The organism is Pluralibacter sp. (genome assembly GCF_019237635.1).
Lineage (GTDB): Bacteria > Pseudomonadota > Gammaproteobacteria > Enterobacterales > Enterobacteriaceae > Enterobacter_B.
On the sequence record NZ_JAFAGS010000108.1, the window covers coordinates 17,803 to 35,320 of the forward strand.

At 58.7% G+C, this 17,518-nt stretch carries 14 protein-coding genes; 8 read left to right on the forward strand and 6 right to left on the reverse strand.

Annotated elements, in window-relative coordinates:
• Genes JO226_RS12570 through JO226_RS12585 form a run of 4 tightly spaced genes read right to left on the reverse strand, consistent with a single transcriptional unit; the run spans position 1 to position 4,603 of the window.
• The gene (locus tag JO226_RS12570) at positions 1–876 is read right to left on the reverse strand and encodes a [formate-C-acetyltransferase]-activating enzyme (RefSeq protein ID WP_293592564.1); all 876 of its coding nucleotides are present in this window, start codon (positions 874–876) and stop codon (positions 1–3) included.
• On the reverse strand, positions 842–3,139 hold the full coding sequence (locus tag JO226_RS12575) for a formate C-acetyltransferase (protein ID WP_293592566.1): 2,298 nt from the start codon (positions 3,137–3,139) through the stop codon (positions 842–844). The genes JO226_RS12570 and JO226_RS12575 overlap by 35 nt, the downstream gene beginning before the upstream one ends.
• A gap of 51 nt (positions 3,140–3,190) precedes the next feature.
• Positions 3,191–3,511, reverse strand: coding sequence for a PTS fructose-like transporter subunit IIB (locus JO226_RS12580; RefSeq protein ID WP_293592568.1), 321 nt, complete (start codon positions 3,509–3,511; stop codon positions 3,191–3,193).
• A gap of 12 nt (positions 3,512–3,523) precedes the next feature.
• Positions 3,524–4,603 carry a PTS fructose transporter subunit EIIC gene (locus JO226_RS12585; RefSeq protein WP_293592570.1) on the reverse strand — a complete coding sequence of 360 codons (1,080 nt, stop codon included), beginning with the start codon at positions 4,601–4,603 and terminating at the stop codon, positions 3,524–3,526.
• 310 nt (positions 4,604–4,913) lie between these two features.
• Between JO226_RS12585 and ptsP the strand changes: the two genes are divergently transcribed.
• The 8 genes from ptsP to nagA all read left to right on the forward strand — a co-directional run bounded on the left by ptsP (position 4,914) and on the right by nagA (position 15,541).
• The gene (gene ptsP, locus JO226_RS12590; protein ID WP_293592572.1) at positions 4,914–7,415 is read left to right on the forward strand and encodes a phosphoenolpyruvate--protein phosphotransferase; all 2,502 of its coding nucleotides are present in this window, start codon (positions 4,914–4,916) and stop codon (positions 7,413–7,415) included.
• A 16-nt stretch (positions 7,416–7,431) separates the two neighbouring features.
• Entirely contained in the window at positions 7,432–8,094 is a 663-nt protein-coding gene (fsa, locus tag JO226_RS12595) for a fructose-6-phosphate aldolase (protein ID WP_293592574.1), read from the forward strand.
• 9 nt (positions 8,095–8,103) lie between these two features.
• A complete protein-coding gene (locus JO226_RS12600) occupies positions 8,104–9,207 on the forward strand; it encodes a glycerol dehydrogenase (protein WP_293592576.1) in 1,104 nt (367 codons plus the stop codon).
• A 136-nt stretch (positions 9,208–9,343) separates the two neighbouring features.
• Positions 9,344–10,093 (forward strand): DeoR/GlpR family DNA-binding transcription regulator, encoded by a 750-nt coding sequence (locus JO226_RS12605; RefSeq protein ID WP_293592578.1) that lies wholly within the window; start codon positions 9,344–9,346, stop codon positions 10,091–10,093.
• Between the two features lie 160 nt (positions 10,094–10,253).
• On the forward strand, positions 10,254–12,677 hold the full coding sequence (locus JO226_RS12610) for a formate C-acetyltransferase/glycerol dehydratase family glycyl radical enzyme (protein WP_293592580.1): 2,424 nt from the start codon (positions 10,254–10,256) through the stop codon (positions 12,675–12,677).
• Between the two features lie 14 nt (positions 12,678–12,691).
• Positions 12,692–13,603 carry a glycyl-radical enzyme activating protein gene (locus JO226_RS12615; protein ID WP_293592582.1) on the forward strand — a complete coding sequence of 304 codons (912 nt, stop codon included), beginning with the start codon at positions 12,692–12,694 and terminating at the stop codon, positions 13,601–13,603.
• Between the two features lie 8 nt (positions 13,604–13,611).
• Positions 13,612–14,376 (forward strand): glucosamine-6-phosphate deaminase, encoded by a 765-nt coding sequence (nagB, locus tag JO226_RS12620; RefSeq protein ID WP_293592584.1) that lies wholly within the window; start codon positions 13,612–13,614, stop codon positions 14,374–14,376.
• Positions 14,360–15,541 carry an N-acetylglucosamine-6-phosphate deacetylase gene (gene nagA / locus JO226_RS12625; RefSeq protein ID WP_293592586.1) on the forward strand — a complete coding sequence of 394 codons (1,182 nt, stop codon included), beginning with the start codon at positions 14,360–14,362 and terminating at the stop codon, positions 15,539–15,541. Before nagB ends, nagA begins: the two co-directional genes overlap by 17 nt.
• Here nagA and JO226_RS12630 read toward each other — a convergent pair.
• Complete coding sequence (locus JO226_RS12630; protein WP_293592588.1) at positions 15,489–16,403, reverse strand: DMT family transporter; 915 nt, start codon at positions 16,401–16,403, stop codon at positions 15,489–15,491. The genes nagA and JO226_RS12630 overlap by 53 nt on opposite strands.
• Before the next feature lie 113 nt (positions 16,404–16,516).
• The coding region (locus JO226_RS12635; RefSeq protein ID WP_367273558.1) for a peroxidase family protein at positions 16,517–17,518 on the reverse strand (1,002 nt) is incomplete at its 5' end.

Consider the following 17,518-nt stretch of genomic DNA (forward strand, 5'->3'; position numbering starts at 1 on the left):
TTATCCTCCAACCGTGACCTGAAACCCAGCCTGTTCCGCAAACAGCCGCAACGCATCGACTTTATCAGCAGAGGGCGCAGGAATATTCTTCATCTCCCAGTGTCTCCCCAGTAACCGATATTTTGCCTCACCGTATGAGTGAAACGGCAGCAAATGCAAGACGGTAATCCCCGTCGGCTGCAAAAACGCCAGCACACGCTGTAGGTTCTCCGGACTTAACGTATAGCCGGGGATTAACGGCAAACGCGGAATAACATTGATCCCCAACGCCGCTAACCGACTGAAATTCTTCAGTACCCTGGGCAAGTTAAGTTTTACGACCTGCTTCGACTGCCGGGTATCCATGATTTTTAAATCAAACAGCACCTCGTCACACCGACTCGCCACCGCGAATAAACGTGGGAACGGCGCATCACCGGCCGTTTCAATCGCAGTATGTACGCCAGACTGATGCAGGCGCGCCAAAAGGCGAGCAGCAAATGGCGCCTGCATTAATACCTCACCGCCGGAAAGCGTCACGCCGCCACCAGAGGCACGAAAGAAAATCTCATCTTTCATCACCTCATCCAGCAGTGCGTCCAGCGAGACATCACGCCCGATCGGCTCGAACGCGCCAGACGGGCACTCTTCGACATCGCGTAGGCAGGGCGAACAGTGCAAACACTTGCTCTCTCGTCGTACGAATTGAATATGAGGAGAAAGCGACTCCGGGTTTGCGCACCACGGACACCGATGCGGACATCCTTTAAAAAACACGACAGTGCGGATGCCACGCCCATCATTCAAAGAATAACGCTGAATATTAAAAATGCGCGCCATATCGACGCGCGTCTCCGGCACCTCACAGCTGATGCGCGGTGCGGCGGATAATGTCATCCTGAATCTCCTTTGACAGCTCCACAAAGAAGGCGCTGTAACCTGCGACACGCACCACCAACCCGGCAAAATCCTGTGGCCGGGCCTGCGCTTCCCGCAGCGTGTCTGCATTGACCACGTTAAACTGGATATGCTGCAATTTAAGCTGGGTAAACGCCCTCAGGAAGTCCGCAAGCTTATGCAGCCCCGCTTCTCCCTCAAGCGTTGCTGGCGTGAATTTCACGTTCAACAACGTTCCGTTAGACAACAGATAGTTATCCAGCTTACTCACCGATTTCAGTACCGCCGTAGGCCCCTGTGAATCCTGCCCCAACATGGGGGAAAGCCCGCCATCCGCAAGCTGCTCTCCCGCCAGACGCCCATCCGGCGTAGCGCCCACCACCGCACCCAGCGGCACATGCGCCGACACCGTATAGGAACCCGGCGTAAACTGCCCGTTACGCGGGTTGTGGTATTTCTCCACTTCTTTGCAGTAATAGCGCAGCAGATCGGCGCTGATGTTGTCCACTTCATCGATGTCATTGCCATATTTATCGAAGCGGTTGATCAGCCTGGCGCGAATTTTTTGTCCCTCTGGCGTCGCGAAATTTGCCTTTAACTCCGCCAACAGGTTGTCGAAGCTTAAGCGCTGCTGCTCAAACACCATCCCTTTCAGGGCATGCAGGGAATCGCTCAGGTTGGCAATCCCAATGCCCTGCACCCCCGAAAAGTTATAGCGCGCCCCGCCCTCAGTAATGTCGCATCCCTTATCCAGGCAGTCGCTGATAAAGGATGAGAGCAGAGGGACAGGAGCCCAGTCGCGATGGCCGATATCGCAAATATTGCTGCCCTCGACCATCAGAGCGATGTAATGGCTGATTTTGCTGCGAATCTGCGTTAACAGACCTTCCCATGTCAACGCGGCATTGCCTTCGTTTTCATGCAGCACGATCTCCATCACTTTCAGCAGGTTAAACATCGCAATATCGTGCAAACCGTAAGTTTTTCCGGGAATCGACAGCTCAACGCACCCTACCACGGCATAGTCTCGCGCATCTTCCAGCGAGACGCCGCGGTTAAGAAACGCAGGCACCACGACTTCATCATTAAAGATTTGCGGGATACCGGTGCCCAAACGAATGGTTTCTGCTGTTTTACGTAAGAAAGGCCGGTCGATAAGCTCATTGATCCGCACGCCGAGATTGGGCTGCGGCAACCTCACCTGCTGATAGGCGTCAAGACAGGCAAATGACAGCACATTGACCGCACTACGGCCATTTTCAGTCAGCCCACCGAGCAACGCGGTGTAGCCGGTCGGAAAACCCGCGAAATAACGCGCGCTGCTGGTTGAACGCAACAACACAACGTCGTTGCATTTCACCCACAGAGACTCAAGCAATTCGTTAAGAAACGCCGGGTCTTCTCCTTGCGCCAACGATGCTTGCCAGAAAGGCAGCATGTACTGATCAAAGCGCCCCAGGGAAAGCGAACTGGCATTGGACTCATACTGCAGGACAATGTTCATAAACCAGAAAAGCTGGCAGGCCTGCCAGAACGTCTGTGGCTTATGTTCGGCATTGTGCCGGGCAATTGACGCCATCGTGATAAGCTCTTCACGTCGCTTGCTGTCGGGACAGCGTGACGCCATCGCATCGGCAAGCCGGGCATAACGCAAAATATGGCGCTGCGCGGCCTCAAGCAGCAATAGCGTCGCCTGATAGAAATGGTTCTCCGGCGTCTGCTGACAGCGAGTCTGGAGCTCTTCCGCCAGCGCGCCCAGTCCTTTCGTCAGCAGGCGCGGATAATCAATAATGATATGGCCCTGGCCTTTGTCCGTCTGATTGATGCTAAAAATCTGCGTACTGACGGCCGCCTTTACCTCATCCGACATTCGCCCATTGATAAAGTCTTTCATCGACCGTTTTTCCCAATAGGAGAAAAGCGCTTCACGATAAATACGCTTATCGTCATCGCTGATGGCAAAGCGGTCCTGCGGGCGCGTCGGGAAAGCATCCAGCTCCTTCAACAACCAGTAGGGGTCCATTTCAGGCGACATAATCCCGGCGCGGGGTTTTACCGTCCGGTTAGCGGCAATCAATTCCTCGTCACGAATCGCAATCTCCACATGATCAAGGATCCAGGTCGTCGCCTTCGCCCGCCGCAGTATCACCGGTTCGCCTTCCGTCTGGCGGTGGCTTTCGGTGTACAACAAGGCGCGTTCGAGCGAGATTTCCCGGGGCTGAGCAAACAGGGCGTCTTTCAGGCGTTGAATACGATTCGTCATAGAGTACTCCTGACAGGTAAAACAACCCCGCCCCGCAGGGCGGGAAACAGGCTATGCGGTTTGCGCCAGATGGGTTTCGATTTTGTTCATAATGGCGTCGGCCCGCTTCACTGCATCGCTGATGTTGACGCGTACCACCGTTTTGCCCTGAAAACGTTCCTCAAACTTGATGCCGATGTCTTTGGTCAGGACAACCATATCCGCCGCCGCGATATCCTCCGCAGTCAGTTCATTCTCAAGACCGATAGAGCCTTGCGTTTCTACTTTGACCTGCCAGCCTTTGGCTTTCGCGGCGCTTTCCAGTGCTTCAGCCGCCATATAGGTATGCGCTACGCCTGACGGACACGCGGTTACTGCAATAATCATCGTCATATTCCACCTCGCTTAATTGATTTCGAAATCCAGATCCAGGTCATCTTCTTTCTCGTTGACCGGCTTTTGCTGCCTCCGCGCCAGGCTTTTCAGCACATTTACGCTTACCGCCGTGACAACGGCGCCGACAGCCACCGCCGCGATATACCCGAGTTTCCCTTCAACCACAGGCAGTACGATCAACCCGCCCCATCCGGCATAACATTGCGCGCCAAACACCGCCGCCGTGACCGCACCACAGGCGGACCCCACCATAATGGACGGAATCACGCGCAGCGGGTCGGCAGCAGCAAAAGGAATCGCGCCTTCCGTCACCCCAACGCAGCCCATCACCAGCGCGGCTTTACCCGCCTCACGCTCCTCAGACGAGAAGTTGGCGCGGTTGATAAGCGTCGCCAGCCCCAGCCCTAACGGCGGTACGCAGATGGCAACAGCGGCAATCGCGACGACGGTATAAACCCCCTGCGCCACGCAGATGAGCATAAAAGCGTACGCCACTTTGTTCACCGGGCCGCCCATGTCAAACGCCAGCATCAACCCCATGATGATGGCCAGCACGATAATGCTGCCCTGCTGCATACCTTGCAGCCATTGCGTCAGACTGTGCGTCAGCGCGCCAACCGGCTCACCTAACCCCCACATCATGATTCCCGCCGTCACCAACGTGCCGACGATAGGGATAACAAAGATAGGCATCACCGAGCGCAGCACTTTGGGTACCGGAATACGCTTGAGGTAGAAGACAATAATGCCGCCGACAATCCCGGCGATAATGGCGCCGAAGAACCCTGCGCCGAAGCTGTTGCCCACCCACGCCCCAATGGCGCAAGGCGCCAACGCTGAACGCTCGGCGATGGAGTAACCAATATAGGCGGCGAGAAAAGGCACCATCAGCGTCAGTCCTGCAACGCCAATATCAAACAGTTTCTTGAGGTTAGGACTGGTGGCCACATCCGGGACAGCGCCTTTGCCATACAGCATGACGGACACCGCCAGCAAAATGCCCCCGGCCACCACAAACGGGATCATATGCGACACCCCCGTCATCAAGTGCTGGCGGGTATTTTTCAGGATCTGCACTATCTCTTTCATTTGCCGCTCCCGGGCCATCGGCCCATATCCATAAGGTTTGTGTGGCAAACAATAGGCAATCCGCAGCAGGACAGACAGTGGACAAAAAGGCCATTTACTGGACTTTTGTAAGGTATGAATAAAAATGCGATCGCTCTCAAAGAGTTGGTCATTTGCGGTGAGAGCCACAATGTCACAGGAGTTGTGAACAAAATCCCATTTTTACGGGGAGATTACATTTATCCAGTTTTTCGCAGAAATGACAGATAGCCCGTCCGCATTTCTCCCTCTTATGCTGTGCGCAATGCATTTAGACTGAAGGAGAAACGCGATGGCCCAGGTTGTGGAATTCATCTGTGAGCTACCCAATGGCGTGCATGCACGTCCTGCCAGCCATGTAGAGACGCAGTGCAATACCTTCCGCTCAACGATTGAGTGGCATAACCTGCGTACCGACAGACGAGGCAACGCCAAAAGCGCATTGGCGCTTATCGGTACCGATACCCTGGTGGGTGATGTCTGTCAGTTGTTAATCGACGGGCCTGATGAAGCCGATGCCCATCAACAACTGAGCGCCTGGCTGCGTGATGAATTCCCGCATTGCGATGCGCCGCTGGCGCCGCTCGCCGACACCACGCACGACCCGCTTCCTGAATCGTTAACCCGCCTGCACCCTACGCTGTTTCGAGCGCAGCCTGTCAGCAGCGGTAGCGCTGGCGGCATCCTGGTACCGCTCACATCGCGTGATCTTAACGCTCTGGGCGATTTGCCCGCAGCAACGGGCCGTCAGGCGGAGAATACCGCGCTGGAAAACGGCCTGTCGATGCTGGTGAAAAACCTGGATTTGCGACGGCTCGACAGCGACGGCACAACGCAGGCCATCCTTGACGCACATCGTTCTCTGGCGACCGACGCGACGCTACGCCAGCATATCCTGGAGGGAATCGACGGCGGGTTAAGCTGCGCAGCGGCTATCGTGCGCAGCGCCAACCATTTCGCCGATGAATTCAGTCGCTCCAGCAGTCACTACCTGCAGGAACGCTCACTGGACATACGCGACGTCTGTTTTCAACTGTTGCAGCAGATTTACGGTGATACGCGTTTCCCAACCCCTGGCGAATTGACCCAACCGTCCATCTGCATGGCGGATGAGTTGACCCCAAGCCAGTTTCTGGCGCTGGACAAAACGCGGCTGCAAGGGCTGCTGCTGAAAAACGGCGGCACAACCTCGCACACGGTCATTCTCGCGCGTTCGTTTAATATCCCCACGCTGGTTGGCGTCGATACCGAAACGCTCAGCCACTGGCGCCATCAACGTATCTGGCTTGATGCCAACACCGGTGTCGCCATCGTCGAACCGACCAACGCAATTGACCGCTATTATCGTCAGGAAGCGCAGGTTCAAAACGCATTGCGCGAGCAGCAGCGCGTCTGGTTATCACAGGAGGCACGTACCGCAGACGGCATCCGTCTGGACGTCGCCGCCAATATCGCCCACGCCATTGAAGCCCAGCCCGCCTTTGACAACGGCGCAGAAGCCGTCGGTCTGTTTCGCACCGAAATGTTGTATATGGATCGCACCAGCGCGCCGTCGGAAGATGAACTGTACAACCTGTTCTGCCAGGCGCTGATCCCGGTACAAGGGCGTAGCATCATTGTACGCACGATGGACATTGGCGGTGATAAACCGGTGGACTATCTCAATATTCCCCAGGAAAACAACCCGTTTCTCGGTTACCGCGCCGTACGCATCTATGAGGAATTCTCGGTCCTTTTCGCCACGCAACTACGGGCTATTCTGCGCGCCTCCGCCCACGGCAAGCTGAAAATCATGATCCCCATGATTTCATCCATGGAAGAAATTCTGTGGGTTAAAGAGAAACTGACTGAGGCGAAACAGCAGTTGCGTAACGCGCATATTCCTTTTGATAAACGCATTCCGCTGGGGATCATGCTGGAAGTGCCGTCTGTCATGTTCATCATCGACCAGTGCTGCGAGGAGATCGATTTCTTTAGCATCGGCAGTAATGACCTGACGCAATACCTGCTGGCAGTGGACCGTGATAATGCCAAAGTCACCCGTCACTACAACAGTCTGAACCCGGCGTTTTTACGCGCGCTCGACTATGCCGTCCAGGCGGTCCATCGTCAGGGAAAATGGATAGGACTGTGCGGCGAGTTGGGCGCGAAAGGCTCCGTTCTGCCGCTATTAGTCGGGCTTGGGCTTGATGAGGTAAGCATGAGCGCCCCGGCCATTCCAGCGACAAAAGCTCGCCTTGCCGGGCTCGACAGCCGCGCCTGCCGACAGTTGCTCAACCAGGCCATGGCATGCCGCACCTCCCTTGAGGTAGAGCATCTGCTGGCGCAATTCCGCATGGCATTACAGGATGCCCCGCTTATCACCCCTGCCTGCATCTCGCTTGATAACGACTGGCAGAGCAAAGAAGAGGTGATGAAAGGAATGACCGACACCCTGCTGCTGGCCGGACGCTGCCGTTATCCCCGCAAACTGGAGGCGGATTTGTGGGCCCGCGAAGCGGTGTTTTCCACCAGCCTGGGTTTCGGTTTTGCCATTCCGCACAGCAAATCCGAGCATATCGAACAATCCACGATTAGCGTCGCCCGCCTGCCCGCGCCGGTGCGCTGGGGCGATGAAGAGGCACAATTCATCATCATGCTGACGCTCAATAAACATGCCGCAGGCGATCAGCATATGCGTATTTTTTCCCGGCTGGCGCGACGCATCATGCATGAAGAATTCCGCAACGCGCTGGTGAATGCCGTCTCTGCTGAGGCTATCGCCACCCTGTTGCAACACGAACTGGAACTGTAATTCACGAGGAAACACCATGGAACTCTATCTGGATACCGCGAACGTCGCGGAAGTTGAACGCCTGGCGCGCATCTGGCCGCTGGCGGGCGTCACCACCAACCCCAGCATTATCGCGGCGGGCAAAACCGCTATCTGGGATGTGCTGCCGCGCTTGCAGCAGGCTGTCGGCCCGGCGGGAACGCTGTTTGCCCAGACCATGAGCCGCGACGCGCAGGGTATGGTGGCGGAGGCCAGACGCCTGCACATCGCCGTCCCGGGCATTGTGGTGAAAATTCCAGTCACCACCGAAGGGCTTGCCGCCATCAAGCTGCTGAAAAAAGAAGATATCCCGACGCTGGGCACCGCGGTGTACAGCGCCGCGCAGGGGCTGCTGGCCGCGCTCGCCGGGGCGGACTATGTCGCCCCGTACGTTAACCGCGTTGACGCTCAGGGCGGCGACGGCATCCGCATGGTGCAAGAGCTGCAAACCCTGCTGGAGCTGCACGCGCCGCACAGTAAGGTGCTGGCGGCAAGTTTTAAAACGCCGCGCCAGGCGCTGGACTGCCTGCTCGCCGGATGCGAAGCCATCACCCTTCCGTTAGACGTAGCGCAACAAATGCTCGGTACCCCTGCGGTAGAGTCGGCAATAGAGAAGTTTGAGCAGGACTGGAAAAACGCATTTGGCAATCTCAACCTCTAAGGAGTGATGATGGACAGGATCATTCAATCGCCAGGCAAATACATCCAGGGTGCAGACGCACTCACTCGTCTCGGCGACTATCTCAAACCCATCGCAGAGCGCTGGCTCGTCATTGGCGATAAGTTTGTCCTCGGCTTTGCCGAAGAAACGGTACGCAACAGCATCAGCCAGGCCGGTCTGGCACTGGAAATTACCCCGTTCGGCGGCGAGTGTTCGCAAAACGAAATCGACCGATTGCGCGATATCGCCACCCGCGCGAAATGCAGCGCGGTACTTGGCATCGGTGGTGGCAAAACGCTGGATACCGCCAAGGCCCTCGCCTTTTACATGGATGTGCCGGTGGCCATCGCCCCGACCATCGCCTCCACCGATGCGCCGTGCAGCGCGCTGTCGGTCATCTATACCGACAGCGGCGAGTTTGACCGCTACCTGATGCTACCGCACAACCCCAACATGGTCATCGTCGACACCCGCATCGTGGCCGGTGCGCCTGCGCGGCTGCTGGCGGCGGGGATTGGCGACGCGCTGGCAACCTGGTTTGAAGCCCGCGCCTGTTCGCGCAGCGGCGCCATCACCATGGCGGGCGGGCAGTGCACCCAGGCCGCGCTGGCATTGGCCGAGCTATGCTACAACACGCTTATCGAGCAGGGTGAAAAAGCGATGCTGGCGGCCGAGCAGCATGTGGTCACCCCGGCGCTGGAGCAAGTGGTGGAAGCCAACACCTACCTGAGCGGCGTCGGTTTCGAAAGCGGCGGGCTGGCGGCGGCGCACGCCATCCATAACGGTTTGACCGCCATCCCTGACGCCCACCACTTTTATCACGGCGAAAAGGTGGCCTTCGGCACCCTGACGCAGCTGGTGCTGGAAAACGCGCCGGTAGACGAAATTGAAACCGTGGCGGCGCTGTGTCACCGCGTGGGCCTACCGATCACGCTTGCGCAGCTTGATATCAAAGAGAACATCGCCGCCAAACTGCGCGCCGTGGCGCAAGCCGCCTGCGCGGAAGGTGAAACTATCCACAACATGCCCGGCGGCGCTACGCCGGAGCAGGTATACGCCGCGCTGCGGGTCGCCGACCAGTACGGCCAGCGTTTCCTGCAAGAGTGGGAATAACCGCGCCTCGCTCCCGGCTCAGGTCGGGAGTGTTCCTTCCTGTTCGTTTCATCCCCCGTTGCCCGCCAGAAAGATGTGCTTTATAGTGCGTTCTTTCCCTGGACGACGCGCGACCATGCAATCATCAGACAGAAGAATGAGCATTTACGCCATTCTGCAGCAGGACAAGAAAGTTGTTGTTAACGAACTGGCGGAGACGTTCGGCGTCACCAAAATGACCATCCGCCGCGACCTCTCCTTTTTTGAAAAGCAGGGGATCGTCAAAACCACCTACGGCGGCGCTTACCTGACCAGCGGTGCCAGCGTGGAGCCCAGCTTCCAGCTGAAATCCGGGCAGATGGTGGATGATAAGCACCTGATCGGCCAAAAAGCCGCCGAACTGGTGGAAGATGGCGACACGATTGTGATCGACTGCGGCACCACGCCGCTGGCGTTCGCCCAGTTTCTGTTTGATAAGAAAATCATGGTGATCACCAATTCGGTGCCGGTCATCAACCTGCTCAAAGGGCGCAAAAATATCACGCTGATGGTAGCGCCCGGTGAATACGAAGACGACACTCAGGGGATGATCTCGTTCAGCACTGCGGACTTCTTCAACAACCTCCACGCCGACAAAGTGTTTCTCAGCACCCAGGGGATTAACGCCCAGGGCGAGCTGACGGTGCCGAAAATCACCGACGCCCACGTCAAACAGGCGCTCGCCCGCGCCGGACGACAGAAAATTCTGCTGGCGGATAAGAGCAAGTTCGGCCAGACCTTTCTCGCCGGTCACGCACGTCTGGCGGACTTTGATATCGTCATTAGCCAGACCGGCCTTCCCGATGACACCCTCGCCCAGCTGAACGCGCACAACGTCCAGCTGTTGCTCGCCGACGACGACGCGTAATCCCGCGCGCCTGGCCGCAGGCGCGTGTGCGTTTTTGTGCGATCAAAATGTTCCATTTGGATTCTTTTGTGATAAAAGGAACAAAATAGATCATTTAATAATTGACAATCGCACACCTCAGGCGTGGAATGGGCAAAACCCTTCCCGAATTGAGGTCTTTATGAACGGATTACTCAGCTTCAAACCGACCAACGACGATTGTGACTTTGCCAGAATCGCCCGTAAGCAGGATCAGATGTTCCACCGCGTCGCGACGCTGTGCCCGGAACGCGCCGAAATCATCACCGAATCGTTTAAACGCTCAGAGGGCAAATCCATCGTGCTGCGCCGCGCGCTGGCGTTAGCCGACATTCTGGACAAGATGACCATCTACATCGAACCGGAGATGCTGATCGTCGGCAACCAGGCCAGCCGCAACTTTGCCGCGCCGGTGTTCCCGGAATTCTCCTTTAACTGGGTTATCGACGAACTGGACGAATTCGACAAGCGCTCCGGCGACAGCTTCCAGGTCTCTGAAGAGACCAAAGCGCGTCTGCGCGTATTGCAGAACTACTGGCAGGGAAAAACCCACCAGGATGAAGTGCTGGCTAACCTGCCGAACATCAACCGCCTGGCGGAAAAGCAGGGCGTTCTGCACCGTGGCGGTATCAGCATGTCCGGTGACGGCCACATCATTCCTAACCACGACTTTGTGCTGGAGGTGGGCTACGGCGGCATGCGCGATATCGCGAAGCAGCATCTGGCGGAAGACGCCCACCTCAGCGACGAGCAGAAAGATTTCTACCAGGCGGTGATCATCACCATGGAAGCGGCGCTGAACTACTGCAAACGCTTCTGTGTACTTGCCAAAGAAGAAGCCGGGAAAACCGCCGACGCCAGGCGCCGCGGCGAGCTGCTGGCGATGAGCGAGATGTTCGCCCACCTGATGGAAGGCAAGGCGCAAAGCTTCTACGAGGCGGTGGAAACCGTCTACCTCACCCACCTGCTGATGATGATTGAAAGCAACGGCCACTCGTTCTCCTTTGGCCGCTTCGACCAGTACATCTGGCCGTTCTATGAAGCCGATATCAAAGCAGGCAAGATAACCAAAGAGAAAGCGCTGGAGATCCTGACCCACTTCTTCATCATGACCAACAGCCTCAACAAGGTGCGTCCGTGGGGCCACACCCAGTACAGCGGCGGCTACCCGCTCTACTCCAACCTGATGGTCGGCGGCATGAAGCCGGACGGCACCGACGGCACCAACGATCTTTCGTATCTGTCGCTGGAGGCGATGGCGCTGACCGGCCTGCCGGAACCAAACCTGAGCGTGCGCTTCTGGAAAGGCACGCCGCACGCGCTGATGAAAGACTCGGCCCGGCTTATCCGCAAAGGCTTTGGTATGCCGTCCATCTTCTGCGACGAAGTGGTGATCCCGGCGATGATGACGCTCGGCCTGACCGAAGAAGTGGCGCGCGAATACGCCTCGATGGGCTGCGTGGAAACCGCCATCCCGGGCCGCTGGGGCCACCGCGCCACCGGCATGACCTACGTTAACTTCGGCAAGATTCTTGAGCTGGTGATGAACAACGGCTGCGACCCGGCAACCGGCGTACAGCTGGTGAAAGTGAACGGCAAAGAAGGCCGCGACATCAACTACGCATCCTATGACGACGTGTGGGCCGCGTGGAACCAGTTGCTGGAGTTTTACTCCGACCTGGCCGTGGACTGCGATCGGGTCTGCGACCGCGCGCTGAAGCACCACGACGCCGACGCGTTCGCCTCCGCGACCATCAACTGCTCGCTGGAGCGCGGCAAAACGCTGAAAAACGGCGGCGCGGAATATGATTTCGTCAGCTCCTCCAACATCGGGCCTTCGGTGGTTGGCGACAGCCTGGCGGCGGTGAAAAAGCTGGTGTTTGATGACCAGGTGTTGACGCTGAAACAGCTGCGCGACGCCATGGACAGCAACTTCGACGGCATCGAAGGCGCGCGGGTACGTAAGCTGTGCCGCAACGCGCCGAAGTTCGGCAACGATATCGACTACGTGGATAACATCGTCGCCGACGTGTTCGAGTCCTACCTGAAGCTGCTGCCGAAATACAAGACCGACCGCTACGGCAAAGGGCCGAAGGGCTGCGGTTACACCATGTCGACCTCCAACATCACTTCCTACGTGCCGAACGGCTTTGATGTCGGCGCCACACCGGACGGCCGCCTGGCGACCCTGCCGCTAAACGAAGGCGCATCACCCTGCCTGGGAGCGGATAAAGAGGGGCCGACGGCGGTGATCAACTCCGTGGCGAAGCTGCCGAACCAGAAAATCGCCGGCGGCCAGCTGCTGAACATGAAGTTCACCCCGAGCGCGCTGGAAGGGGAAGATAACCTGGAAAAATTCACCGCCTTTATGGAAGCCAGCCGCGTGAAGAATATCTTCCATAACCAGTTCAACATCATCGATTCAGACGTGCTGCGGGCGGCGAAAGCGCACCCGGAAGACTACCCGAACCTGATGGTGCGCGTCGCAGGTTACTGCGCGCTGTTCTCCACGCTGATGCCGGAAGCGCAGGACGCCATTATCGCCCGCACCGAGCTGAGCTGGTAAGGCCGGGAGGCAGGATGAAAACAGGCCTGATTTCCCGCATCCAGCGCTACTCCACCAAGGATGGCCCCGGGATCCGCAGCACCGTGTTTATGCAGCAGTGCAACCTGCGCTGCCAGTGGTGCGCCAACCCGGAAACCATCAGGCCTGGCATTAACGTCTTCTGGTTTAAGGAGCGCTGCCGCCAGTGCGGCACCTGCGTACAGGCGGCGCATGGCGCTATCACCCTCGCCGCGCCCGGCGAGGGGGTGAACATCGACCGTAAACAGTGCGGCAACCTGCTGGAGATGGTGCCGCTCTGCCCGTACGACGCTTACGAGCAGGTCGGCCAGGAGATGAGCTCGCAGGCGCTGGCGGAGCGGCTGCTGCGCGACAAAGCGTTTTATGACGCAAGCCAGGGCGGCGTAACCTTCTCCGGCGGCGAACCGGCGCTGCAGGCGGATTTTGTCAAAGAAACCGCCGGGCTGCTGAAAGCCGAAGGCGTTCACGTCTGTCTCGACACCGCCGGTCATCTGCGCTGGGAAAAGCTGCGCCCGCTGGTCGAGGCGGTGGATCTGGTTTCGTACGATTTCAAAGCCTTCGATGCCGATATCCACCTGAGCTGCACCGGCGTCGATAACCGGCAGATCCTCGACAACGCTAAAGCGATCGCCGCGATGGGCAAACCGATCCTCGCCAGGATGGTGATCGTCCCGACGCGCAACGATCGGCCGGAAGATATCCGCAGGCGCCTCGATTTTATCCGCAGTCTCGGCAGCGCCGTGCAGCAGGTGGATATCCTTGAGTACCACATTTATGGCATCGGCAAATACCAGAAGCTCGGTATGCCGTACCTGCTCAACGATATCCCCGCCTGTTCGCGCGAGATGATTGAACAAATTAAACAATACGCCGAAGAGATTGGCCTGAAAGCCACCCTCGGCGGTTAAGGATACCCATGCTGAACATCACGATGACCGACACTTACGACGAGATGAGCGCGCTGGCGGCGCAGCATGTCGTCCGCGCGCTGCACGAGAAACCCGACCTGGTGATGGCGCTGCCCACCGGCGGCACCCCGGTCGGCATGCTGGCGGAGATGTGCCGTCTGGCGCGCGCTGGCAAGGCGGATTTTTCCCGCGCCTTCTCGTTTAACATTGATGAGTACATTGCGCTGGCGAAAGACGACCCGCAAAGCTACTACGGGTTTTTAGCGCACCATTTCTATCAGCACGTCGCGATCCCCGCCGCCAACACCTTCGTGCCCGACGTGCTGGCCGACTCGCTCAGCGCGGAATGCGCCCGCTACGAGCGCGCCATTCGGGACCACGGCGATTTTGATATCACGGTGCTTGGCATCGGGCATGACGGGCATATCGGCTTTAACGAACCCCACGCCACCCACAGCCCGGTCTGCCATGTTATCGATCTGAACGCCGAGACCATCGCGGCTAACGCCCGCTTTTTTGCCCGTCAGGAGGACGTCCCGCGTCAGGCGATTACACTCGGTATAGGCACCATCCTGCGCAGTAAAGCGATTGTGCTTATCGCCAGCGGCCGTTCGAAGGCTGCCGTGATGAAGCAGCTCCACGACTGCACCCGCGTCGACCCGCTGTTTCCGGCGTCGTTTTTACTGCTGCACCCGAACGTCACGCTGATTTGCGACAGCGAGGCGGCGTCGCTGATAACACCGCAGAGGCAACAGTATGAAGATCCAGAGTGAACGCGTGTGGTTGGGCGGTGGGTTTTATCCGGCGCAGCTCACCGTTGAAGACGGGAAAATCTGCGACGTCACGCCCGGCACCGGCTCACAGGCGGATAATGACTATGGCGCACGGCGTATTATTCCCGGGCTGATCGACACGCACGCCCACGGCGCCTGGGATTACGACACCAACGAAAACGACCCGGACGGTCTGCGGCGCTGGGCGGCCAGGTTGCCCGGCGAAGGCGTGACCGCATTCTGCCCGACCACGGTCACCGATGAAGACGCCACGTTGCTGGCGGCGCTGGACAACATTTCCCGGGTGATGGACGAAGGTTATACGGGCGCGCAAATACTCGGCATCCATCTCGAAGGGCCGTTTTTAAGCCAGAAATACCGGGGCGCGCAGCCGGAAAAACAGATCCGTCCCGCCAGCCTGCGCGACTTCCAGGCGTTCGAGCAGGCGGGCCGCGGGCGTATTGTCGCCATCACGCTGGCCCCTGAAGAAGATGCCGGTTTCGCCCTCACCCGCTACTGCGCGCAGAAGGGCATTGTGGTCAGCATGGGCCACTCGGACGCCAGCTTTGAGCAGGCGCTGGCCGCCGTCGCCAACGGCGCGAAAAACGTCACCCACGTGTACAACGGCATGGCGAAATACGTTAACCGCGAGCCCGGCCTGCTGGGGGCGGCGCTGCGGCTGGACGGCCTGTACGGCGAAGTGATCGCCGACGGGATTTTTGTCAGCCTGGTGTCGGCATCGCACCTGTACCGGGTGAAGAATGACAATGACATCATCATGATCAGCGATTCGATGAAAGCGAAAGGCTGCCCGCCGGGGCGCTACCTGTTCGGCGGCGAACCGATGATCCTCGGGGAAGACGGCGCCACGCGGCGCGAGAACGGCGTGCTGGTCGGCAGCACGCTGCAGCTGAACCGCGGGCTGTACAATATGGTGGAAGGAGCGATGGTGCCGTTCGGCGCGGCGCTAAAATCCTGTACCCTCAACCCGGCGCGCCTGCTGGGGCTGGACCACCGCAAAGGTCGGCTGGCGCGGGGCTTTGACGCCGACATCGTGGTACTGGAGGACGATTACCAGGTCAATACCACGTTTTGCCGGGGGGAATGCGTCTTTACGCGGACGTCGTCACCTTGCGCACCGGCGTCTCGCGCTTTTTCAGGCTGACGATCGCCAGCGCCAGGACGATCAGCACAATGCCCCCGCCCTCCACCGGGCCGGGGTTCTCCCCGAGCAGCCACCAGGAAAACAGCACGCCGCAGACCGGCACCGCCAGCGTACTCAGGCTAGCGATACTGGCAGGCAGGTTTCGCAACACGAACAGCCACAGGCTCCACGCCAGCGCCGTCGCCAGAATCGCGCTATAGCCCAGCGCCCAGAACACGCCCGGCTGCCAGTCGATGCTCCGCTGCGGCACCAGCAGCGCCACCACGCTCATGACCAGTGCGGCGTAGAGCATCTGCCAGGCGGTTAACGACAGCAAATCCACGCGCGGATGGCGGGCATACATCCGTTTGGCGATAATCGCGCTGGCGCCCCAGCTGATGCCGGACAGAATGGCCAACAGCGCGCTTTTCATGGAAGAGAAATCCAGCTGCCAGGGCTGCAGCACCAGCAGCAGCCCTACCGCCGCCACGACGATCGCCGCATACTGCAAACGCCGCATCCGCTCGCCAAGAAACAGCGCCGCCAGAATCACCACCCAGAACGGCATGGTGTAGCTCAAAATCGCCACTTTCCCCGCCCCGCCGCTGACCAGCGCCCACTGCGCCAGCCCGACCATACCGCAGGTCTGCAGCAGCGCAATGGCCAGGGTAAAGCCAAACGGCGTCGGGCGCAGACCGCGACCGCGCAGGAGAAGCACAATGAACAATAACAGCGCGCCAAAAATGCAGCGTAATGCGGTGAAGTCGAACGCGCCGATGTAGAGCGTAACCTGCTTCATCGCAATCCAGCTGTAGCTCCAGATGAGCGTGAGAACGATAAGACCACCGATGGCCAGTGGGTTGCTCTTGCCTGAGACCGCCATGAGATATCCAGTGAAGTGAATGACGTTTGCCTGCGAACACTATACTCGCAAAAAAAGAACAGCGGCTGTGTTTAACAGCCGCTGTGGTCAGAACATACGCAGAGAAACGACGCTTACTGCAGGTCAAACCGATCCAGGTTCATCACTTTCACCCATGCGGCGACAAAATCCGTCACGAATTTGTCGTGCGCATCGGCGCTGGCGTACACCTCGGCCAGCGCGCGCAGTACGGCGTTGGAGCCGAAGACCAGATCGGCGCGGGTCGCGGTGTATTTCACCTCGCCGCTTTGACGGTCGCTGCCTTCGAACAGCTCGGCAGAGGCATCGGTGGCTTTCCATTCGGTACGCATATCGAGCAGATTCACGAAGAAGTCATTGCTCAGCACGCCCACGTTGTCGGTAAAGACGCCATGATGGCTGCCGTCGAAGTTGGTTCCCAGCACGCGCAGACCGCCCACCAGTACCGTCAGCTCCGGCGCGGTCAGCGTCAGCTGTTGCGCCTTATCGATTAACAGCGATTCAGTGCTGGCGGTGTTATCGGAGCCGCCGCGGTAGTTGCGAAAACCATCCGCCACCGGCTTGAGCAGGTCAAACATAGCGATGTCCGTCTGGTCCTGGCGCGCATCAACGCGGCCCGGCGTAAACGGTACATTGATGTTCGCCCCTGCGGCTTTCGCCGCCTGCTCGATACCGACAACGCCCGCCAGCACGATGACGTCAGCCAACGACGCTTTGCCAGAGGCTTTCTGGATAGCTTCCAGTACCGGCAGCACGCGCACCGCCATGGCGTTCACATCCCAGTCACGCTGCGGCGCCAGCGCCAGACGTGCGCCATTCGCGCCGCCGCGCTTATCACCGCCGCGGAAGGTAGACGCGGAGGCCCAAGCCACCGACACCAGCTCGCTCACCGACAGACCAGAAGCGGCAATCGCCGTTTTCAGGCTGTTGATGTCCGACGGCGTCGGGTTAAACACCGGCTGCGGCAGCGGGTCCTGCCAGATCAGATCTTCTTTTGGCACTTCCGGGCCGATGTAACGCGCTTTTGGCCCCATGTCGCGGTGCGTCAGTTTAAACCAGGCGCGGGCGAAGGCTTCGTTGAAGGCCTGCGGGTCGTT